This is a genomic window from Burkholderia sp. PU8-34 (genome assembly GCF_053427725.1).
This window is the reverse complement of sequence record NZ_JBSAXC010000001.1, coordinates 985678-1006665: the sequence shown is the minus strand read 5'-3', so window position 1 is coordinate 1006665 and position 20988 is coordinate 985678. Positions and strand designations below refer to the sequence as shown.

Annotated in this window: 16 protein-coding genes; 10 read left to right on the top strand and 6 right to left on the bottom strand. The window is 66.6% G+C overall.

Annotation, left to right across the window (positions count from 1 at the left end):
- The first annotated feature begins 245 nt into the window (after positions 1 to 245).
- The gene (gene amaB, locus ACV22Z_RS04590; protein ID WP_448075105.1) at positions 246 to 1757 is read left to right on the top strand and encodes an L-piperidine-6-carboxylate dehydrogenase; all 1512 of its coding nucleotides are present in this window, start codon (positions 246 to 248) and stop codon (positions 1755 to 1757) included.
- 98 nt (positions 1758 to 1855) lie between these two features.
- Here amaB and ACV22Z_RS04585 read toward each other — a convergent pair whose 3' ends face one another.
- Positions 1856 to 4315, bottom strand: coding sequence for a DUF3772 domain-containing protein (locus ACV22Z_RS04585; RefSeq protein WP_448075104.1), 2460 nt, complete (start codon positions 4313 to 4315; stop codon positions 1856 to 1858).
- A gap of 22 nt (positions 4316 to 4337) precedes the next feature.
- Between ACV22Z_RS04585 and ACV22Z_RS04580 the strand changes: the two genes are divergently transcribed.
- The 3 genes from ACV22Z_RS04580 (at position 4338) to ACV22Z_RS04570 (ending at position 7443) form a co-directional block, all read left to right on the top strand.
- The gene (locus tag ACV22Z_RS04580; protein ID WP_448075103.1) at positions 4338 to 4559 is read left to right on the top strand and encodes a hypothetical protein; all 222 of its coding nucleotides are present in this window, start codon (positions 4338 to 4340) and stop codon (positions 4557 to 4559) included.
- 119 nt (positions 4560 to 4678) lie between these two features.
- Complete coding sequence (locus ACV22Z_RS04575) at positions 4679 to 6106, top strand: MFS transporter (protein WP_448075102.1); 1428 nt, start codon at positions 4679 to 4681, stop codon at positions 6104 to 6106.
- A gap of 194 nt (positions 6107 to 6300) precedes the next feature.
- Complete coding sequence (locus ACV22Z_RS04570) at positions 6301 to 7443, top strand: hypothetical protein (RefSeq protein ID WP_448075101.1); 1143 nt, start codon at positions 6301 to 6303, stop codon at positions 7441 to 7443.
- A 132-nt stretch (positions 7444 to 7575) separates the two neighbouring features.
- On the opposite strand, the gene ACV22Z_RS04565 is transcribed toward ACV22Z_RS04570, so the two are convergent.
- Positions 7576 to 9795: a penicillin-binding protein 1A gene (locus tag ACV22Z_RS04565; RefSeq protein ID WP_448075100.1), complete on the bottom strand. Its 2220-nt coding sequence runs from the start codon at positions 9793 to 9795 to the stop codon at positions 7576 to 7578.
- Between the two features lie 230 nt (positions 9796 to 10025).
- On the bottom strand, positions 10026 to 11528 hold the full coding sequence (gene pdxR / locus ACV22Z_RS04560; RefSeq protein WP_448075099.1) for a MocR-like pyridoxine biosynthesis transcription factor PdxR: 1503 nt from the start codon (positions 11526 to 11528) through the stop codon (positions 10026 to 10028).
- Between the two features lie 124 nt (positions 11529 to 11652).
- Here pdxR and ACV22Z_RS04555 point away from each other — a divergent pair, with 124 nt between their 5' ends.
- A complete protein-coding gene (locus ACV22Z_RS04555; RefSeq protein WP_448075098.1) occupies positions 11653 to 12291 on the top strand; it encodes an FMN-binding negative transcriptional regulator in 639 nt (212 codons plus the stop codon).
- Positions 12292 to 12423: 132 nt separating this feature from the next.
- Here the strand turns inward: ACV22Z_RS04555 and ACV22Z_RS04550 are convergent, their stop codons facing one another.
- The 3 genes from ACV22Z_RS04550 to ACV22Z_RS04540 form a co-directional block, all read right to left on the bottom strand.
- Entirely contained in the window at positions 12424 to 13113 is a 690-nt protein-coding gene (locus tag ACV22Z_RS04550; protein WP_448075097.1) for an SDR family NAD(P)-dependent oxidoreductase, read from the bottom strand.
- Positions 13114 to 13233: 120 nt separating this feature from the next.
- Complete coding sequence (locus tag ACV22Z_RS04545; RefSeq protein WP_448075096.1) at positions 13234 to 13830, bottom strand: HD domain-containing protein; 597 nt, start codon at positions 13828 to 13830, stop codon at positions 13234 to 13236.
- Between the two features lie 60 nt (positions 13831 to 13890).
- Positions 13891 to 14625 (bottom strand): ABC transporter ATP-binding protein, encoded by a 735-nt coding sequence (locus ACV22Z_RS04540; RefSeq protein ID WP_448075095.1) that lies wholly within the window; start codon positions 14623 to 14625, stop codon positions 13891 to 13893.
- Positions 14626 to 14814: 189 nt separating this feature from the next.
- Here ACV22Z_RS04540 and ACV22Z_RS04535 point away from each other — a divergent pair, with 189 nt between their 5' ends.
- The 5 genes from ACV22Z_RS04535 (at position 14815) to ACV22Z_RS04515 (ending at position 20988) form a co-directional block, all read left to right on the top strand.
- A complete protein-coding gene (locus ACV22Z_RS04535; protein WP_448075094.1) occupies positions 14815 to 16026 on the top strand; it encodes an ABC transporter substrate-binding protein in 1212 nt (403 codons plus the stop codon).
- 60 nt (positions 16027 to 16086) lie between these two features.
- Positions 16087 to 16851 (top strand): ABC transporter ATP-binding protein, encoded by a 765-nt coding sequence (locus tag ACV22Z_RS04530; protein WP_448075093.1) that lies wholly within the window; start codon positions 16087 to 16089, stop codon positions 16849 to 16851.
- The gene (locus ACV22Z_RS04525; protein WP_448075092.1) at positions 16852 to 17763 is read left to right on the top strand and encodes a branched-chain amino acid ABC transporter permease; all 912 of its coding nucleotides are present in this window, start codon (positions 16852 to 16854) and stop codon (positions 17761 to 17763) included.
- A complete protein-coding gene (locus ACV22Z_RS04520) occupies positions 17764 to 18855 on the top strand; it encodes a branched-chain amino acid ABC transporter permease (protein WP_448075091.1) in 1092 nt (363 codons plus the stop codon).
- 102 nt (positions 18856 to 18957) lie between these two features.
- Positions 18958 to 20988, top strand: a complete 2031-nt coding sequence (locus ACV22Z_RS04515) for a hydantoinase/oxoprolinase family protein (protein ID WP_448075090.1) — start codon at positions 18958 to 18960, stop codon at positions 20986 to 20988.

Sequence of the window (20988 nt, the reverse complement as noted above, 5' to 3'; positions counted from 1 at the left end):
GAGTTAATATCAATAGCCGCCCGACTTGTGGCCACCGACAATGCTGTTCATGGATCGCGGCTCGCGAGGCGAGGCCACGTGCGACGGCAAAGGCGAACCGGCGAGGCCGGCGTCGTGTGGCCGGACGAGGCGGCAGGCTCGCCCGGGCGCGCATCTGCTTGCACCCGGCGCGCGAACGCGCTCCAATCGAATCACGCGGGCGGCGCTGCCGCCGCACCGATCAATCTGTCCCTGAAGAGGAAGTGATGCAATTCAACGACATTCTTGCCGCGCTCGACATCGATCTGGCCCAGTGGAAAGGCAATGCGCTGACCGCGCGCTCGCCGCTCGACGGCGCGACGCTGGCGACGCTGGCCGTCGACAGCCCTGCCGACGCAGAGCGCAAGATCGACGCCGCGCACGAGGCATTCCTCAAGTGGCGCACGGTGCCGGCGCCGGTGCGCGGCGAACTCGTGCGCGTGTTCGGCAACGTGCTGCGCGAACACAAGGCCGCGCTCGGCCACCTCGTCACGCTCGAGGCCGGCAAGATCACGTCGGAAGGGCTCGGCGAAGTGCAGGAAATGATCGACATCTGCGATTTCGCGGTCGGCCTGTCGCGCCAGCTGTACGGCCTGACGATCGCGTCCGAGCGCCCGGGCCACCGGATGATGGAGACGTGGCACCCGATCGGCGTGTGCGGCGTGATTTCGGCGTTCAACTTCCCGGTCGCGGTGTGGGCATGGAATGCGGCGCTCGCGTTCGTGTGCGGCGATCCGGTCGTGTGGAAGCCGTCCGAGAAGACGCCGCTCACCGCGATCGCGTGCCATGTGCTGCTCGAGAAGGCGCTGCGCGAGTTCGAGAAGACGCATCCGGGCGTTGCGCCTGAAGGCCTGAGCCAGCTCGTGCTCGGCATGCGCGATGTCGGCGAGGTGCTGACGTCGTCGAAGAAGGTGCCGGTCGTCAGCGCGACGGGCAGCGTGCGGATGGGCACGGAAGTCGCGAAGGTGCTGAGCCAGCGTCTCGCGCGCGGCATTCTCGAACTCGGCGGCAACAACGGGATGATCGTCGCGCCGAGCGCGGATCTCGATCTCGTCGTGCGCGCGGTCACGTTCGCCGCGGTCGGCACCGCAGGCCAGCGCTGCACGACGCTGCGCCGCCTGATCGTCCATCGCAGCGTCGTCGATCAGCTGCTGCCGCGCCTCGAGAAGGCCTATGCGTCGGTGAAGGTTGGCAGTCCGCTCGAAGCGGGCACGCTGGTCGGGCCGCTCGTCGATCGCGCAGCGTTCGACGCGATGCAGAAGGCACTCGCCGACGCGCGCGAGCAGGGTGGCGAAGTGAAGGGCGGCGAGCGTATCGACGTCGGTCATGCGGATGCGTACTACGTGCGTCCGGCCATCGTACGGATGCCGAGGCAGTCGGCCGTGGTCGAGCGCGAAACGTTCGCGCCGATCCTGTACGTGATGGTCTATGACGACTTCGCGGACGCGATCGACGTGCACAACGCGGTGCCGCAGGGCCTGTCGTCGGCGATCTTCACGAACGACATGCGCGAAGCCGAGCAGTTCATGTCGGCAGCGGGCAGCGACTGCGGGATCGTCAACGTGAACATCGGCACGAGCGGCGCGGAGATCGGCGGCGCGTTCGGCGGCGAGAAGGAAACGGGCGGCGGGCGCGAGTCGGGTTCGGATTCGTGGAAGGCGTATATGCGCCGCGCGACGAACACGATCAACTACAGCCGCGAGCTGCCGCTCGCGCAGGGCGTGAAGTTCGACGTGTAACGCGGTGCGCCGGATCCGGCGCTGCGCGCAAGTAAGACGGGCCGGTTGCCGCGATGCGGCAGCCGGCCCGTTTTGTCTGCAGATGACACGAACGCGCGTCAGCCACCCTCTCCGTACACCTCCCCCGTCGGCATGTTCTGCACCATCAGCATCTGCGGGCTCGACAGCGTGATCGCCGCCGCGCGCAGCCGCTTCAGGATCTCGAACAGCAGGTCGCTCTTCGTCGACCCTGCAATCCGCGGGCTCGCGACGTAACCCGTCACACTCAGCGTGATGCCGTCCGGCGTGAGCTGGCTGAACGTCACCGACGGCGCGGGCTTTTCCAGGATCCCCGGATGATCGCGATACGCGTCGAGCAGCAGGTCGCGCACCTGTTCGGGGTCCGTATTCAGCGGGAACGTCAGCATCAGCGTCGCGACGCCCTGCGTGCTGTTGCCCATCGTCACGTTGCGCACGTTCTGCGAGATCAGCTGCGAATTGGGCACGATCATCGTCGAGCGGTCGCTCAACTGGATTTCGGTCGCGCGCACGTTGATCCGGCGGATGTCGCCTTCGACGCCGCTGATGCTGATCATGTCGCCGACCTTCACCGGCCGCTCGGTCAGCAGGATCAGTCCCGACACGAAGTTCTTCACGATCTCCTGCAGGCCGAAGCCGATACCCACCGACAGCGCGCTGACGATCCACGCGAGGTTGTCCCATTTGACGCCGAGCAGCGACAGCGTCATCAGCACGAGCAGCACGTAGCCGACGTTGGTGAATAGCGTGATGAGCGACGCGCGCATGCCGGGATCCATGCCGAGCGCCGGCATGAACTCGTTGTCGAGCCAGCGCCGCACGGAACGCAGCAAGTAGAAGCCGACCGCGAACCCGATCGCCGCGTTCATGATCCGATCCGGCATGATGTTGAGGCTCTGCAGCCTCTGGCCGCCGATCATCGCGACGAGGCTGTCGAGCAGGTCGCCGGGCGTCGTGCCGAAACCGCCCGTCATCAGCGCGACCACCGCGAACAACATCAGCAGGCTCGTGCCGAGGCCCGACAGCACGGTTTGCGCCTGTTCGAGATGCTTGTCGTCGAGCCCGAACAGGTGCTTGATCTGCTTGCCGCTCGACAGGTGCGACGCGAACAGGGTTTCGAACGCGTCGCGCGTCAGTTTCGTGAGCACGTAGACGCTGCACAGCACGATCTCGAACCACACCAGCTCGTAAGTGATGAAGCGCGCGACCGTGATGTAGCCGATCACGAGCGCGGCCAGCGACGCGACGATCGCGAGCGTCACGCCGGCGTGGATCAGCCCCGCGAGCGTCGAGCGATGTTCGGGCGCTTCGCCCGCTGCCGCGAGCGCGCTGCGCACGCGGTTCGAGCGCAGCAGCGACGCGCCGACCGTCAGCGCAACGACGAGCGACACGATGCCACGGCCGAACAGCGTGACCGACAGGCTCGTGTCGACGATCCGGTTGATCGATTCGAGCGTGCCGGACACGAGCAGCAGTGCCGCCAGCACACCCGGGAACGGCCGCATCGCGCGGGCAACCGGATCGGCGAGCGCGGGCAGCCGCCACGACGGATGTTTCGTGCACAGCAGCGCGCGGCCGAGACCGGCGATCAGTGCGCAGGTGAGCGTGAGCTTCGCGAACTGCTCCCACAGGTCGCTCAGCATCGGCGTGAGTTCGTAGTGGCGTGTCAGTGCGACGTAGAGGATCTGCACCGCGATCCCCGTGGTCAGCAGCGTCGCGACCGCGGTCGACAGTGCGAGCGCGCTGCGGCGCAGGCGGGTTTCGGGCAGGCGGTTCAGACAGAACCACGCGAGCGTGCGTTCGACGAGCCGCCGGCCGATGAGCCAGACCGCCAGCGCGGCGAACAGCAGCAGCGCGGTCGCCGCGCGCTGCCCGGGCGCCCACGCCGACTGCAGCATGTCGCGGAGCTGCGAATTGAACGCGCCGAGCCGCACGGCGTCGCGCGGCGAATGCTCGACGAGCGGCGCCCAGAATTGCACGCTGAAAATGCTGCCCGAGCGGAACGCAAGCTGGTTCTTCAGCAGGCTGCGATGCAGCTTCGCGAACTGCTCGTTCAGGTTGGCGAGATTGTCCTTCTGGTCGGCGGCCTGTTTCAGCGCGACATCGATTTGCGTCTTGCGTGCGTCCAGCGTTGCGCGCTGCTGCGCGACGGCCGGCGTCTCGGGCGCGGCGCCCGGCACGGGCGGCGGACCGAGCACGTCGAGCTGCGCCTGGATCTGCGCGCGCTGCGGGCTCAGCTGAGCCGCCAGCTTCGCGACGTCGGTGGCCAGTTGCTGGGTCGCATCGGCGAGCGCGTCCAGCTCCTTGCTGTTCGTCGCAGCCGACGTCTGCTGCTTGATGCGATCCTGTTCGACCTGCGTCTGCTTCAGCTGCGCGACCGCGTCGTTCAGCGAGATCGTGGCGGCGGGCGCGCCAACGGCGGTCGCGCTCGTGGCGGACGCGGCAAGCGGGAACGCGGAGGCCGTGGCGACCGGCAGCAGGTGAATTAGTGCGATCAGCGCGAGCTGGCGCGCGAATGGAAGAAGTCGTTTTATCTGCATGGGATGTTTACGATTGGCTGACATGATCGACGTCTGCGAATCGTCGGAAGAGTGCCATGTTAGGGCAGCCTGCATGTTACCCGCGCTCGCGGGCATGAAGCGCCCGGCACTCGCGCACGCCAATCGCGCAGCGACCGGCGGCGCGGCGCGGCGCAGCGGCCGTTGCGCGCTGTTGCCGGAGGAAGCGCGCGGGACAGATCGTTACGCAATTTACACAATCTCGACGTGGGCGCGGCCCGAATAAAAAGGGGGACGGGCGGTCCGTCGTGCGCGTCCTCCGTCCCCGCTAAAATGCCCGAACCCGCCCGCAGATCCGACCCGCGGCGGCGACCAGACCAATCAAGATTCCGGAGACGCGCCACCATGGCTTCGACCCAGCCCGATCCGCTCGCCGCAGCGGACGTCGCCCGCACTTCAACGCTCGACGCCGGCACGATTTCGGCCCGCCTCGACCGCCTGCCGCCCACCCGCAGTGTCTGGAAGCTCGTCGTGCTGCTGAGCCTCGGCTTCTTCTTCGAGCTCTACGACCTGCTGTACAGCGGCTACGTCGCGCCCGGCCTCGTGAAAAGCGGCGTCCTCACGGCGACCACGCACGGGCTGTTCGGCACGACCGGCGTCGCGAGCTTCATCGCCGCGCTGTTCGCGGGCCTCTTCATCGGCACGATCGCATGCGGTTTTCTCGCCGATCGCTTCGGCCGCCGCGCGATCTTCACGTGGTCGCTGCTGTGGTACACGGCCGCGAACGTCGTGATGGCGTTCCAGGATACGGCCGCCGGGCTGAACTTCTGGCGCTTCATCGTCGGCCTCGGGCTCGGTGTCGAGATGGTGACGATCGGCACGTACATTTCCGAACTCGTGCCGAAGCAGATTCGCGGCCGTGCGTTCGCGTGCGAGCAGGCGGTCGGCTTCGTCGCGGTGCCGGTGGTCGCGTTCCTTGCCTACCTGCTCGTCCCGCACGCGCCGCTCGGCCTCGACGGCTGGCGCTGGGTCGTGCTGATCGGTGCGCATGGCGCGATCTTCGTCTGGTGGATCCGCCGCGCACTGCCGGAAAGCCCGCGCTGGCTCGCGCAGCAGGGCCGGCTCGACGAGGCCGATCGCGTGATGCGCGCGCTCGAGGCGAAGGTCGAAGCCGAATACGGCCGCGCGCTGCCGCCGCCCGCGCCCTCCGAGCCGGTGCCCGCGCGCGGCAGCTTCCGCGACATGTGGGTGCCGCCGTACCGCAGCCGCACGATCATGATGACGATCTTCAACGTGTTCCAGACGGTCGGCTTCTACGGCTTCGCGAACTGGGTGCCGACGCTGCTGATCAAGCAGGGCATCACGGTCACGACGAGCCTGATGTATTCGAGCGTGATCGCGCTCGCCGCGCCGGTCGGCCCATTGATCGGACTCCTGATCGCCGACCGCTTCGAGCGCAAGTCGGTGATCGTTGCGATGGCGGGCGCGGCGATCGTCTGCGGGTTGCTGTTCAGCCAGACGAGCGTGGCCGCGTTGCTGATCGTGCTCGGCATCGGCCTCACGCTCGCGAACAACATCATGTCGTACAGCTTCCATGCGTATCAGGCCGAGCTGTTCCCGACCGCGATCCGTGCGCGCGCGGTCGGCTTCGTCTATTCGTGGAGCCGCTTTTCCGCGATCTTCACGTCGTTCGTGATCGCAGCAGTGCTGAAGGGCTTCGGCACCGTCGGCGTGTTCGTGTTCATCGCGGGCGCGATGGCGATCGTGATGGCGTCGATCGGCCTGATGGGACCGCGCACGAAGGGCATCGCACTCGAAGCGATCTCGAAGTGACGGTGGCGCGGCGTGCAAGCGCCGCGGCTTGCGCGCGCGTAGAATGAAAAATCAGACGACTCTCTGGTTGCCACCTGCCTGATTGCGTTGTGCGCGCGGCGAGGTGTGCCGCGCGAAGGCGCCGGCGTCCCGCGTGCGCGATGCACCCGGCGCGTCGTTGCCTCACGCGGCCTGCGTGCCGCTCACGACGTGCAATGGCCGATCCGGCCGATGGCATCGATCGTATGACGTTTCCTCGCCTGACGCGGCGTTTCTCGCGGCCGCGTCGTCTTGCCGTTTCGCTTGCCGCGTGCGCGTGTGCCGCGGTCCCGGTACTTCCCGTCCTCGCCGAACCGCCGGCGTCCGCCGTATCGCCGATGTCGGCCGCAGCGCCGTCGGCCACTGGGTCGGCTGCATCAGGGGCATCTGGCGCATCTGGTGCATCGAATGCATCGGGCGGCACATCCAGCGCGCCGGCCGCCGCGGAGGCCGGCGCGGCGTCAGCCGCATCCGGCGTCCCGGCCAGCGAGGCTGCGGCCGTGACGCCGCGCATGCATCCGCCGCTGTCTCCCGCCGATGCCGCGAGTGCGACGACCCGCGCGGTCGACTTGCGCAAGCGGTTCGCGCAGGAAGTCACGCGCCGTCTGAATGTGCCTGTCAGCGCGCAGCGCGCGTACGGGCAGCGCCTGCAGCAGGCGCTCGCGGCCGACGATCTCGCCGGGCTCGCGGGTGAATACGTGGTGCTCGTCGATCGCGCGCCGACCGTGCAGGCGCTCTTCATCTACTTCCGCGCGACGCCGGCAAACGCGTGGCTCATGATCGGCGCATCGCCCGTCGCGACCGGCTGGCCCGGCAAATATGACCACTTCCTGACGCCGCTCGGCGTGTTCACGCATACGCCGGACAACATGGATTTCCGCGCGGAAGGCACGACGAACGACAACGGCATCCGCGGCTACGGGCGCCGCGACATGCGGATCTACGATTTCGGCTGGATGGACAGCGAACGCGGCTGGGGCAAGGGCGGCGTGTCGCCGATGCGTTTCCAGATGCATGCGACCGATCCGGACCGTCTCGAACCGCTGCTCGGCATCCGCCACTCGAAGGGCTGCGTGCGGATCCCGGCGTCGCTGAACGTGTTCATCGACCGGCACGGCATTCTCGACGCCATTTACGAGGCGCGCATCGAGGCCGGCAAGTCGTACTGGGTGCTGCAGCCGCGGCGCGACGTCACGCCGATCGAAGGCCGTTACCTCGTCGTGATCGATACCGCGCGCAACACGCGTCCGGCGTGGTCGCCGCTGCCGGGCCGCAACGCATGGGCCAAGGTGCCGAAGGGCGGGGATACGGCGGATTGAAGGGCGGCGTGAGACAACACAGAGCCGACCGTGCAAGGGGCAGCATATTGGCAGCGTGCAGCGTGCAGCGTGCAGCGCGCATCGCGTGCCGTCGTCGGTTCCGGCCGTCACGCGAGCCCGTGCAATAGGCGGCTAGCGGAACAGCCTCAACCAGTCGAAGAGGCCCGGACGCGGGTGCCGCTTTTGCGGCGGCGGTGTCGCGGGCCGTGGCCGGAAGTCAGGCGTCAGCTGTGCGCGCGGATCGATGATGCGCGCACGCAGCGCCGAATCGTAGAACGTGCCGACGATCGGCAGCGCGCTGTGCGCGCCTTCGCCCCAGTAGTCGCTGCCGAGCGTCACGTGGCCGTCGTCGAAGCCGACCCACGCGCCGGCGACGAGCTGCTCGTGCATCAGGATGAACCAGCCGTCCGCGTTGTCCTGCGTCGTGCCGGTCTTGCCGGCGACGTCGGCGCGGATGCCGTAGCGCGTGCGGATGTCCGCGCCCGTGCCGCGGTCGACGACGTCGCGCATTACGTCGACGAGCGTCTGCGCGGCGCCGACGGGCAGCGCGCGTTCCGGCGGCGCGCTGCCGAACTGGGCGAGCACGTTGCCGTTGCGGTCCTCGATGCGCGTAATCATCTGCGGCGCGACATACATACCGCGGTTCGCGATCGTGCCGTACGCCGACACCATTTCCTTCAGCGTGACGGGGCTCGTGCCGAGCGCGATCGACGGCACCGCGTCGAGCGGACTCTCGCGCACGCCCATCGCGCGCGCGAGCCGCACGACCTTCGCGGGGCCTTCCCGCTGCATCAGTTGCGCGGTGATGCGGTTGCGCGAATGCGCGAGCGCGTCACGCAGCGTCATCGGCAGGCCCGTCGGCGGCTCCGCGTCGGTCGGCCGCCACACGGCGTGACCCGACAGCGGGATCGCGACGTTGCGGTCGATGAACGTATCGCCCGGCCGCGCGCCGTCCGCGAACGCCGCGCCGTACACGAACGGCTTGAACGTCGAGCCCGGCTGGCGGCGCGCCTGCTGCACGTGATCGAACGGCTCGTCTGCGAAGTCGCGGCTGCCGACCCACGCCTTGATCTGCCCGTTGCGCGGGTCGATCGCGATGAAGCCGGCCTGCACCTGCGTCTTGCTCTCGCACAGCGCACGCACGAACGCGCGGTCGGTGCCGAGCTTGCGCAGCGCGGCCGGGTCCGGCATGCCCGCGTCGCGCAGCGTCCGGTAATCGGGCGTCTGCCGGATGAACGTGCGGAACAGCGCGTTGCGCAACCCGCAGCCGTCGGGGTTGTGCCATTCGTCGTTCGCAATCTGCTGCAACCGGTCCGTCTGCGCGTCGAGCGCCTGCGTCGCGATCTCCTGCAGACGCGAGTCGATCGTCGTGCGCACGACGAGCCCGTCCGAATAGATGTTGTAGTCGTTGCGGTCGGCCCACGCGATCAGCCACTTGCGCAGCAGCGCAGCGAAGTGCGGCGCAGTGCCCGGCGACGCGGTCTGCGGCTCGAAGTCGACGCGCAGCGGCTGCCGGATCAGCCACGCGTATTCGTCGGGCCGCAGCTTGCCGTAGCGGTTCATCTGCGCGAGCACCGTGTTGCGCCGCTGCAGCGCGCGTTCGGGGTTCAGCACCGGGTTGTAGTAGCTGTTGCCCTTCAGCATGCCGACAAGCGTCGCGCTTTCGAGGATGTCGAGCTGGTCCGCCGATTTGCCGAAGTAGGTGCGCGCGGCCATCTCGACGCCGTACGCGTTGTACAGGAACGGCACCGTGTTCAGGTAGGTTTCGAGGATCTCCGGCTTGCTGTAGACCATCTCGATCTTGAACGCGGTGATCAGCTCCTTCAGCTTGCGCGTGAGCGTCGGCGCGCGGCCGACGTCGTCGGGGTACAAGTTGCGCGCGAGCTGCTGCGTGATGGTCGAGCCGCCCTGGCGCTCGCCGGAGAACGTATGCATGCCGGCCGCGATCGTGCGGCGCCAGTCGATCCCGTGGTGTTCGTAGAAGCGCCGGTCTTCGGTCGCGATGAGCGCATCGACCATGTGCGGCGAGATCTGCTTGAGCGGCACCCATTCGCGGTTCACGGGCCGGAATTCGGCGATCACCTGGCCGTCTGCCGACACGATCTGCGCTGGCCGGTCGATGCGCGCCTTGCGGATGTCGCCGATGCTCGGCGTGAACGGGATGAACGCGAGCAGCACCAGCAGGCCGAGCACCGGCACCGCGGCGAGCGTCAGCGCGATGCCGCGGCGAGTCGGATGCCGAAGACGATGCAGCGCGGCGGCGAGCAGCGCGCGCAGGCGGGTGGCGCCGGCCGCCGCCAGCGGCCGGATGCGGGCGAGCCACCTGGCGCAATGGTCACGGAGAGACGACACGATTCGGCGATTCACGGAGATTCACGGGGACGGCGCACGGCGCGGAAAAGGCGCGATCGTAGCAAACGGACCCCGTGCGCCGGCGCGCGAAACGGGCTTCTGCTTGCAGGATTTACAGATGATTACGTTTGTTTCGGATCGACAACGTGTTGCCGCGGTAGGGCAACCGCGTGCGCGGTCATTCGACTGACGAATCGGCGGCAAGCGCCTTTGCGGAACGCCCGTTGCGCTCAGCGCCGCCCATGCGCCGCGCCGGCCGCTGCAATCACGTCGGCGAGCCGTTGCGCGGCCGTTTCGATTTGCGCGCGGCTGAAGCCGCCGAACCCGAGCACGAGCCCCGGGCGGCCCGTGCCGGGCGCGAACATCGGCGACACCGCGCGCACCGCGACGCCGGCGTCGGCCGCGCGCGCGACGACCGCGCGATCGTCGATGCCGTTCGCGAGCCACAGCACGACGTGCATCCCCTGGTCGCCGGGCTGCAGCCACGCGAGCGGCTTCGGCAGCCGCTTGCCGAGCGTGTCGATCAGTTGCGCGCGATGGTCCGCGTACACGGTGCGCACGCGGCGGATGTGCCGGTCGAGATGGCCTTCGGCCATGAAGGCTGCCAGCACGTGCTGGTCGGCGGTCGGCGCATGACGATCCATCAGCACGCGCGCGCCGCAGAACGCGGCGACGAGATCGTCCGGCGCGATCACGTAGCCGAGCCGCAGCGACGGGAACAGGATCTTGCTGAATGTGCCGAGGTAGATCACGCGGTCGGGGTCGAGCCCCTGCAGCGACGGAAATGGATAGCCCTCGTAGCGCAGTTCGCTGTCGTAGTCGTCCTCGACGATCCACGCGCGGTTCGCGCGTGCCCATGCGAGCAGCGCGTTGCGCCGCGCCATGCTCATCGGCATGCCGAGCGGATACTGGTGCGACGGCGTGACGAACGCAGCGCGCGCATGCGGCGCGAGCCGGATCCCCGCGTCGACGTCGATGCCTTCGTCATCGACCGGCACGCGCACCATCGCGTCGCGTCGGCCCGTGCTTTCCAGCAAGGCAGTGATGCCGCGGTAGGCGGGATTCTCGACCCAGGTCTGGTCGTTCGCGCCGAGCAGCACCTGGCACGCGAGATGGAGCCCTTGCTGGGTGCCGCTGGTGACGATCACCTGATCGGGTTCGCAACGGACCGAGCGCGACTTGCGCACGTAGTCGGCAATCGCTTCGCGCAGCTGCCGCGCGCCCTGTGGATCGGCATAGCCGGATGGCGCGCCCGCGCCGCGTGCGCGCAGCCGGTTGCCGAGCCGGCGCCAGATGTCGTCGGGCGCGGTCAGGCCGACGGGCACCGAGATCGCGAACGGCACCGCCGGCAGCGGCGCGAATTCCTGCGCGATCCGCGCGAATGCGGCGGCCGGCTCCGGCAGGCTGGCGCGGGCCGGACGGCGGCGCGCGGCCACCGGTTCGACGGGCGCCGGCGGCTCGGCCAGCGCATGCGCGACGTGCGTGCCTGCGCCGCCGCGCGATTCGAGGAAGCCTTCGGCGATCAATTGCGCGTAGGCGTCGACGACCGTGCCGCGCGCGACCTGCAGCGCCGCTGCCAGCATGCGCGTGGACGGCAGCGCATCACCGGGCCGGATGTGTCCATCGCGAACCGCGTCGCGCAGGCGCTGCGCGAGCTGGCGGCTCAGGTTGCCGGCAGCGCGGTCGAGCGCGCCGAGCGACGGGATTTCGATGATCCGGGCAATTCTCGCCATGATTCTGGTTCATTGAAAATGTTGCAAACCGGCTCTTCAGCATAAACCAGTTTGCGACCACAATCGTTGCATGACGGGTTCGAGCCCGTGCGCCTCCGGACCTTTTCCGAACCGTGGAGTCCCCATGTACGTCCCTGCCCATTTCGATGAATCAGATCTCGACACGCTGCATGCGCTGATCGCGCAGTTTCCGTTCGGCAGCCTGATCACGCACGGCCGCAACGGGCTCGACGCGAATCACATCCCGTTCGAGCTGGTCGCGGGCGACGGTGGGCTCGGCGAACTGCATGCGCACGTCGCGCGCGCGAATCCGGTCTGGCAGGACGTCGCGAACGGCGACGAGGTGCTCGTGATCTTCCGCGCCGGCGACGCGTACATTTCGCCGAACTGGTATCCGAGCAAGCATGCGACGCACCGGCAGGTGCCGACGTGGAACTACGTCGTCGTGCACGCGCATGGCCGGATCACCGTGCGCGACGACGAGAAGTTCGTGCGCGGCCTGGTCGCGCGGCTCACGCGCACGCACGAGGCGTCGCAGCCCGAGCCGTGGAAGATGGGCGACGCGCCGCAGGACTATCTCGACACGATGCTGCAGTCGATCGTCGGGCTGCAGATCGACATCACGCGGCTCGTCGGCAAGCGCAAGCTCAGCCAGAACAAGGCGGCGGACGATGTTCGCGGCGCGGGCGACGCGCTCGTCGCGCGCGGCAACCGCCAGATCGGCGATGCGATGCTTGCGGAGGCCGACGCGAAGCGGGAGTAGGGTGCGCTCAAAGCGATCGGCGCGTCCTCGTCGGGCGGGCTGGATGTGGGCAGGCATGCTGCTCGTGCTGTTTCGGGCCGCACAGCCGCGCAGGCATTCGATCGCGGCCGCCACGGAAACACGGGGTAACGGCTACCAAGGGAGGATTTCTCCGTGGCGGTTGACAAAGCGCAAGCCCGGAATACCTGCGCTTCGCTCGACGACGTCTATCACCAGGGGGATACTTTCAGAGATTTCCAATGTGGCGTTTGCTCCGCCCATTTCGGTCCGTACCCATCCGGGAGCGACCAGAAGCAGTGAGCGGGATTCATTGGCATGTCGGGATGAGAAGGCCTTCATGAGCATATTCAATGCGGCCTTGCTGGAACTGTAGAGCTCCCAGAACCCGGTGCAATTGGCGATGCTGCCAAGTTCGGATGACATGACGGCAATGACGCCCTGTTCGGCGACCCGGTCGTAAAGGGCCTCGACAATGCGCATTGGGCCAAGGACGTTGGTCGACATCATGTCGAGGAAATCTTTTTCATCTGCCTCGAGCGGCGTAAGCTCGTTTGCCTTGCAAATACCAGCGTTGACAAATAATGCGTCCAGCCTGGCCACATCAAGACGCCGAGCCAGTGCTTGTATCGATGAAATATCCGTTATATCGACTGTTTCAATGTCGAGCGAGGACGGGTAGCGCTCATGCAGTTTGTCGAGACCAACGCAAGGGCCACGGGATGTCGCGATGACATGCCAGTTGCGGGCGCAGTATTCCTCGGCAAGTGCCAGGCCGAGTCCGCGAGAAGCGCCTACCACGACGATCGTCTTGCTTTTGCTCATGATGGCAATCCTGTTTGAAAACCCATGTAAAGGACAAAATGCGGGGCATCGTTGAGCCGGCCTTCCTGAAGCCGGCCCTTCGCGCCGCGCGAATGGCGCCGCGTTGCAAATGTTGCTGACTCAGCTACCCGGTTTCGTGTAGATCGAATGCGGAACGCGCGAGAAAATCTCGCGGACCATCGGCTCGAAGAACGAGAGTGGCAAAAAGTCCCCGTCTTTCACAAAAGCCGGACCGTCGTACTTGGCACAGAACTCCTCGGTGCGATGGAACAGCTCCGGCTGATCTCGATAGCGCTCGCGCATGTTGCGGTCGAGGCCGAGATACTGGAAATAGAAGTAGCCCTGGAAGATCCCGTGATGCTTGATCATCCAGTGATTCTCCGGCGACACGAACGGATGCAGGACCGCTGCCGCGATGTCGGAGTGGTTGTAGCTGCCCAGCGTGTCGCCGATGTCGTGCAGTAGTGCGCACACGACGTATTCCGTATCACGGCCATCTCGATAGGCGAGCGTCGCGCTTTGCAGGCTGTGTTCGAACCGATCGATCGGGAAGCCGCCGAATTCGCCTTTCAGCAACTGCAGATGGTCGATGACGCGCTGTCCCACGGCCGAATCGTACGGATGGGCCTCGCGAGCGATGATCTCCCAGTCCTCCTGGGTGCTCTGAGAAATGTCGGAGAACGATGCGCGCGCGCCGGTCGGTGCAGTGATTTTCATGTCGTTGTAGTCCAGGGTTGAAGTGCGGCGCCGTGCGTGCCGCCGCGGAATGAAGGTCGATCAGGCGGTGGCGAGCATGGCGTGATCACCGTGATAGCCGAAGTACGCGTTTTCGAGGGCGACGCCGTCGCCGATCGCTTCGCGAGGCTGGTTCAGTACGATCTTCCCGTTTCGCAGGACGGCGATCCGATCGGCAAGATCGAGCACGCGGGCAGTGGACTGCTCGACGACGAGCAGCGTGAGCCCCGATTGCTTCAGCGCGGCGAGTGCCTCGTACACTTGATCGACGACGAGCGGCGCAAGGCCGAGCGACGGTTCGTCGATCATCATCAGCCGCGGCTTCAGCAGGATGGCGCGCGCAATCGCGAGCTGCTGCTGTTCACCGCCGGACAGGTAGCCGGCAGCGCCCTTGAAGCGCTTCTTCAGGATCGGAAAGAGCACGGTGACTTTTTCGATGTCCTCACGAACCCCGTCGCGGTCCTGACGATGCATCGCCGCAAGCAGCAGATTTTCCTCGACGCTCAGCGACCCGAAGATGTGGCGGCCTTCCGGCACGAGCGCGAGGCCGTTGCGGCACAGCCGCTCGGGCTGGCCGCCGACGATGTCCTTGCCGTCGAACCGGATCGTGCCGGCACGCGGCCGGAGCAGGCCGGCGACGCACTTGAGCAGCGTGGATTTGCCCGCGCCGTTCGGGCCGACCACGAATGTCAGCTTGCCGGCCTCGACCGCCAGGCTCACGCCCTTGAGTGCCTGCAGCTTCCCGTATGAAGCGGACAGGTCCGCGATTTCGATCATTTCACATCCCTCCTCAGATAAACGGGGCCGTATCTGCTTGCGATATGAGGCCGACGCTCAGGGTTGACCCGTAGCCACGCGCAAAAACGCTTGACAGGTTTTATTGTGGCCGCAAATATCAAAACTGTCCACAGTCCTCAAACCACAGTGGGCAGTTTTTGGAAAGGCAAAGGTCAAATGGAGATGACGATGCGCAAGAAATTCGGAAGGGTCCTCGGGGGCGCGCTCGTGCTTTGCGCGTCGCTGCTCGGCCAGGCGGCGCAGGCCGCAGACACGGCGCCGATCACGATCGGTTTCGCGATCGCCCAGTCGGGATGGCTCGCGAACTACGATTCCGCGCCGTTCAAGGCGGCGGTGCTGAAGATCGACGAGATCAACAAGGCGGGCGGGTTGCTCGGGCATCGGGTCGACTACAAGGTGATCGACACGAAAACGGAGCGCGAGCGTGCGGCGAGCGCGGGCAACGAGCTGATCCAGTCGGGCGTGAAGCTGCTGGTCGTGTCGTGCGATTACGACTTCGGCGCGCCGTCCGCGCTGGCCGCGCAAAAGGCGAAGGTCGTGTCGATGAGCCTGTGCGCGGCCGATCCGAAGATGGGCGCGCAGGGCGTCGGCAGCTACGCGTTCACGGCGAACAGCGCTGCACAGTCCGAAGGGATCGCGATAGCCGAATACGCACGGCGCAAGCTCGGCCTGAAGACCGCGTATGTGCTCGAGGATACGTCGATCGAATACACGAAATCGGCGTGTGCGGGCTTTCGCGCCGCATGGGTGCGGGAGGGCGGCAAGGACGCGCTGCTCGGCTCCGACGTGTTCAAGAACGACGACCCGTCGATCGCCGCGCAGATCACGCGCCTGAACAGCCTGCCGCAGAAGCCCGACACGATCTTCGTGTGCAGCTACACGCCGGGCGGTGCGTCCGCGATCCGGCAGCTGCGCGCGGCAGGCATCGGTCAGCCGATCCTCGGCGATACCGCGATGGTCGACAACTACTGGCTCAACGCAGTGCCGAACCTGAAGAACTTCTATGTGCCGGCGTTCATGTCGCTGTACGGCGACGATCCGCGGCCGGAGATGCAGACGTTCGTCAAGCATTTCACCGAGCGCTGGGGGCAGCCGCCCGTGTCGTCCTACGCGGTGCTCGGCTATAGCCTCATCGAGCAATGGGCGTATGCGGTTACGAAGGCGAACACGACCGATTCCGCGAAGGTGCTCGACGTAATGAACAGCTATCAGAACCAGCCGTTCCTCGTTGGCCCGACGACCTATACAAAGACGCTGCACATCCAGGTCAACCGCCCGTGGCTCGTGATGAAGGTCGAGAACGGTTCGTTCCGCGCGGTCGAGCTCTATCGCAACGCGTTCGTGCCCGACAACCGGCTGCTGTTTCGCGTCGGTGGCTGAACGTTAACCGGCGCGTTCGGGCCACGCGGTCCGCACGCGCCACCGTGGAAGAGGTGCGCAATGAACGAGCATGGGTTTGCGACGATCAAGGTCGAGAACGTATCGGTGGCGTTCGGCGGGATCGCCGCGCTGACGGACGTGAACATGGAGCTGAGGCAACGCGAGGTATTCGGCCTGATCGGTCCGAACGGCGCAGGCAAGACGACGATGGTCAACGTATTGAGCGGCTTTCAGCGGCCGACGCACGGCAGCGTGACGCTCGACGGCGTCGAGATCGGCGCGCGCGGCCCGCACCGCGCGGCGCGTCTCGGTGTGGGCCGGACCTTCCAGGCCGGCCGGTTGTTTCGCGATCTGACCGTTGGAGAAAATCTGACGATTGCCGCGATGGGCGCGGGCATGAGGACGCGCAGGGCACGCTGGCACGCGGGTGCCATTCTGAAATGGATGGGTTGCGAGGACATGGCGCAGCAGCGATGCGATAGCCTGTCGTACGGCAACGAACGCCGCATCGGCATTGGTCGTGCGCTCGCACTGACCCCAAAGTTCGTACTGCTCGACGAGCCCGCATCCGGGATGAACGACGCCGAAAGCGACGCGCTGATGCGCCTGATCGCATCGATTCCCGGCGAGTTCGATTGCGGCGTGCTGCTGATCGAACACAACATGGAAGTGATCATGGGCGCATGCGCGCGCATCCACGTGCTGGACGGTGGCAAGAGCATCGCCGAAGGCAGTCCGGCAGAAATCATGCACAACCCCGACGTGCGCCGCGCCTATCTTGGCGACAAGGGCAAGGCCGGGGCAACTCCAGTCAAGGCGGCTTAAATGTACTTCGTTCAGACGATTCTCGACGCGCTCGCGCTCGGCAGTCTCTATGCGCTATCGGCCCTGGCGATCGGCTTCGTGTTCGGCATCATGCGCCTGATCAACTTCGCGCAAGGCGACTACATCACGATCGGCGCGTACCTGCTGATCGTGCCGGGCGCGAGCGCCGCGCCGGCCCTGATGTTCGGCGCGCTACCCGTGCCGCTGATGCTGGCCGCGACGATCGCCGCCGTCGCCGGCATCGCGCTGCTCACCGAACGGGCCGCGTTCCGCCCGCTGCGCCAGACGAGCCCGGCGACGCTGCTGGTGTCGTCGTTCGCGGTCAGCTACTTCCTTCAGCATCTGGTGATGCTCGCGTACACGAGCCGGCCGAAATCGATCGATATCAGCCACGGGCTGAACGAAGCGATCAACGTCGGCGCCTTGCGCGTGCAAGGCACGCAGTTGTTCAGCATCGGCGTATGCGTCGCACTGCTGATTTCGCTGCTGGTGTTCCTGCGCCGTACGCCGATGGGCATCCAGATGCGCGCGGCGGCGGAGAACTTCCAGATGGCTCGGCTCGTCGGCGTGCCGGCCAATCGCGTGATTGCGGTTGCCTTCGCGATCAGCGGGATTTTGTCCGGCGCGGTGTCGCTGCTGTTCGTGATGCAGACCGGCACGCTCGACATCCGGATGGGAACGCTGCCGGTGATCTATGCATTCTTCGCGACCGTGATCGGCGGAATGGGATCGCTTGCGGGCGCGGTGCTGGGCGGCTTCATCGTCGGCTGCTTCAGCGTGTTTCTCCAAGCCTGGCTGCCTGCGGAACTGCGGCCGTTTCGCGACGCGGGTGTGTTCGGTCTGGTCATTCTGATGCTGCTCGCGAAGCCGAACGGGCTGATCGCCAACAGCACCAATCGGGAGCGTGTGTAAATGTCAGCCTACCAAGACAACAGCCTCTATGCGGACGCGCGGGATTCGCGTTCCTTCGTCGCGTCGATCGTCGCCAGCTGGTCGCCGGTGCTGCTGCTCGCGATCCCGCTGGTCGGGCTCGCGGCGGCGGTCGAGTACGCCGGCAACGCGACGCTCGAAAGCATTGTCACGCTCGCGCTGATCCGCATCGTGACGGTCGTCGGCATTTATATCTTCGTTGGCAACTCGGGGATCGTGTCATTCGGCCAGATCGCATTCATGGCGATCGCTGCCTATGCGAGTGCGTGGCAGACCTGCTGCGAGGCGCTCAAGCCGATGACGATGCCCGGGCTGCCCGCGTTTCTGCTCGAGCGCAGCATGCCGTTGTGGGTGTCGGGCCTGACTTCCGTCGTGCTCGCCGCCGCAGCCGCGTTCGTCGTCGGCTTGATCCTGATGCGCCTGTCGGGCCTCGCCGCATCGATCTCGACGCTGGCCGTGCTGTTCATCTTCAACACCGTCTATTCGAACTGGGACAGCGTGACGATGGGCTCGGCGTCGATCGTCGGCCTGCCCGAATTCGTGAATGCGCCGGTCGCGGCGGCCGGCGCCGTGGTTGCATTGGTGGTTGCATTCGTGCATCAGCGCTCGCGCTCGGGGCTGATGCTGCGCGCGAGCCGCGAGGACGAGGTCGCGGCGCGCGCGGCCGGCGTGTCGCTCTATGTGTCGCGGCTCGTCGCGTTCACCGTGTCGGGCGCGGTGATGGGGCTGGCCGGCGTGCTGCAGGCGCATTTCCTCGGCAGCATCTCGACCGATTCGTTCTTTCTCGACCTGACCTTCATCACGCTCGCGATGCTGATCGTCGGCGGCACGCGCAGCATGGCCGGCGCCGTGGTCGGCACGGTCGTCGTCCAGGGCATTACCGAGGTGTTCCGTCAGTTGGAGAGCGGTGTGCATATCGCGCACACGCAGATCGCGTTGCCGAGCGGTGTGCAGGAGCTCGTGCTCGCCGCCGCGATGCTGCTGATCCTGATCTATCGCCGCGACGGCCTGGCCGGCGGGCGCGAATGGTCGCTCCGGCTGCGGCCGCGATCGGCCCGCGCGCCGCAGCCGTGACGCGGCATACGGGATCGGGCAACCCGAATACAAGGCGGGTCGACGCCGTCGACTCGCCGAGCAATCGAGCCGCGACGTGCGGCAAGTACCAGGAGGAGTGTCATGCAAGGCATCGATATTATCGGAATCGACATCGGCGGGACGTTCACCGATTTCGTCGCGTACGATTCCGCGAGCGGGACCATCAAGAACTGGAAGAACCTGACCACGCCGAAGGATCCGATCCAGGGCGTGCTGCAGGGGCTGACCCAACACCCGGACCCCGCCGGCGTCGCCAAGATCCGTCTCGGCACGACCATTGCCACCAATGCGTTGCTCGAGCGGCGCGGCGCAAAGATCGCGTACGTGACCACCGAAGGTTTTCGCGACGTCCCGTTCATCCAGCGCGGCGATCGCCGCAGCCATTACGACATCTCGTGGGTCAAGACGCGGCCGCTCGTTCGGCGCCGCGACTGCTTCGAGGTTCCCGAGCGGCTGTCGGCGAAGGGCGAAGTCGTGACCGAGCTGGACGAGGCGGCCGTGCGCGAAGTCGCGTCGAGGATCAAGGCTGATCCGTCGATCGAGGCGGTCGCGATCTGTACGCTGTTCTCGTATATCGATCCGACCCACGAGCGCCGGATCGCGGAGATCTTCGCGGAAGTGCTGCCCGACCTGCCGGTGTCGATCTCGTACGACGTGTTGCCGAAATGGAAGGAATACGAGCGCGCGTCGACGACGATCGCGGACGCGTACCTGAAGCCGATCGTGTCGCGCAGTTTCCACCGGATGCAGAAGCATCTCGACGAACTGGGCGTTGGCGACAAGGTCGGTGTGATCAAGTCCAACGGCGGCGAGTCGACGCTGCGCCGCGCGGCCGAGGCGCCGGTCCAGATGTCGCTGTCGGGGCCGACCGGCGCGGCCGTCGCGACACGCGTGATTGCGCAGCTCTGTCAATTCGAGCACCTCGTGACGTTCGACATGGGCGGGACGTCGACCGACTGCACGACGGTCGTCGACGCCAAGGAGCACCTGACGACCGACTTTGAAATCGAGTGGGGGCTGCCGATCCAGGTGCCGATGATCGACATCCATACGATCGGCGCGGGCGGCGGGTCGATCGCATGGATCGACAAGGGCGGCATGCTGCGCATGGGGCCGCAGTCCGCGGGCGCGGACCCGGGCCCGGCCGCCTACGGCCGCGGCGGCGAGCATGCGACAGTGACGGATGCGAACGTCGTGCTCGGGCGCATCAATCCCGACTATTTCCTCGGCGGCAAGATGAAGCTCGACGCGGCCGCCGCGCATCGCGCGGTCAAGTCGATCGCCGACCAGCTGGGGATGGCAGTCGACGACGCGGCCTACGCGATGATCCAGATCGCCAACAACAACATGCTCGGTGCGCTGCGCACGGTGCTGTTGCAGCGTGGCCTCGATCCGCGCGACTTCACGCTGGTCAGCTCCGGCGGCGCGGGTCCCGTGCACATCTGCGACATGATGGAGATCAGCGGCATTCCGCGCGGCCTCGTGCCGAACTATCCAGGCCAGTTCTCCGCGTTCGGCTTCATCATGACCGACGCGCGCGTGGACCAGCACCGCACGGTGCAGCAGGTGTCGACGCGCTTCGAGGCGCAGCGAGTGGCGCGCGTCGCAAAGGAGCTCGTCGAACGGGCGTACGGCGAGCTGCGCGAGCAAGGTTATCGCGACAACATCGAGATCTACCGGTCGGTCGAGGCGCGCTATCTCGGCCAGAACCACGAACTCGAGATCGTGCTGAACGGCGACGACTTCGACGAGCGGTCAGTCGCCGATCTGTGGGCGCGCTTTCACGCGCAGCACGAGGCGCGCTTCGGCTTCGCGATTCCCGGCGAAACGATCGAACTGGTGAACCTCAAGGTGACGGCTGTGGCGCTCGGCGAGAAGCCGAAGCTGCGCGTGCTGCCTGAAGGCAGCGGCACGCCGGCGTCGACCGGCCACCGCCGCGTGCGTTTCGAATCGGGCTGGATCGACACGCCGACCTACGACCGCGAAACCTTCCTGCAGGGCCAGACGATCGCCGGCCCCGCGGTGATCGAGGAAAGCGCGTCGGTGACGATTCTGCGCCCCAACCAGTCGATGCGGGTCGACCCGTACGGCAACCTGATCATCTCGGTCTGA

Coding starts and splice junctions, on each gene's coding strand:
- amaB (WP_448075105.1), top strand. CDS start 246: ATGCAATTCAACGACATTCTTGCCGCGCTCGACATCGATCTGGCCCAG.
- ACV22Z_RS04585 (WP_448075104.1), bottom strand. CDS start 4,315: ATGCAGATAAAACGACTTCTTCCATTCGCGCGCCAGCTCGCGCTGATC.
- ACV22Z_RS04580 (WP_448075103.1), top strand. CDS start 4,338: ATGATCGACGTCTGCGAATCGTCGGAAGAGTGCCATGTTAGGGCAGCC.
- ACV22Z_RS04575 (WP_448075102.1), top strand. CDS start 4,679: ATGGCTTCGACCCAGCCCGATCCGCTCGCCGCAGCGGACGTCGCCCGC.
- ACV22Z_RS04570 (WP_448075101.1), top strand. CDS start 6,301: ATGGCCGATCCGGCCGATGGCATCGATCGTATGACGTTTCCTCGCCTG.
- pdxR (WP_448075099.1), bottom strand. CDS start 11,528: ATGGCGAGAATTGCCCGGATCATCGAAATCCCGTCGCTCGGCGCGCTC.
- ACV22Z_RS04555 (WP_448075098.1), top strand. CDS start 11,653: ATGTACGTCCCTGCCCATTTCGATGAATCAGATCTCGACACGCTGCAT.
- ACV22Z_RS04550 (WP_448075097.1), bottom strand. CDS start 13,113: ATGAGCAAAAGCAAGACGATCGTCGTGGTAGGCGCTTCTCGCGGACTC.
- ACV22Z_RS04545 (WP_448075096.1), bottom strand. CDS start 13,830: ATGAAAATCACTGCACCGACCGGCGCGCGCGCATCGTTCTCCGACATT.
- ACV22Z_RS04540 (WP_448075095.1), bottom strand. CDS start 14,625: ATGATCGAAATCGCGGACCTGTCCGCTTCATACGGGAAGCTGCAGGCA.
- ACV22Z_RS04535 (WP_448075094.1), top strand. CDS start 14,815: ATGCGCAAGAAATTCGGAAGGGTCCTCGGGGGCGCGCTCGTGCTTTGC.
- ACV22Z_RS04530 (WP_448075093.1), top strand. CDS start 16,087: ATGAACGAGCATGGGTTTGCGACGATCAAGGTCGAGAACGTATCGGTG.
- ACV22Z_RS04525 (WP_448075092.1), top strand. CDS start 16,852: ATGTACTTCGTTCAGACGATTCTCGACGCGCTCGCGCTCGGCAGTCTC.
- ACV22Z_RS04520 (WP_448075091.1), top strand. CDS start 17,764: ATGTCAGCCTACCAAGACAACAGCCTCTATGCGGACGCGCGGGATTCG.
- ACV22Z_RS04515 (WP_448075090.1), top strand. CDS start 18,958: ATGCAAGGCATCGATATTATCGGAATCGACATCGGCGGGACGTTCACC.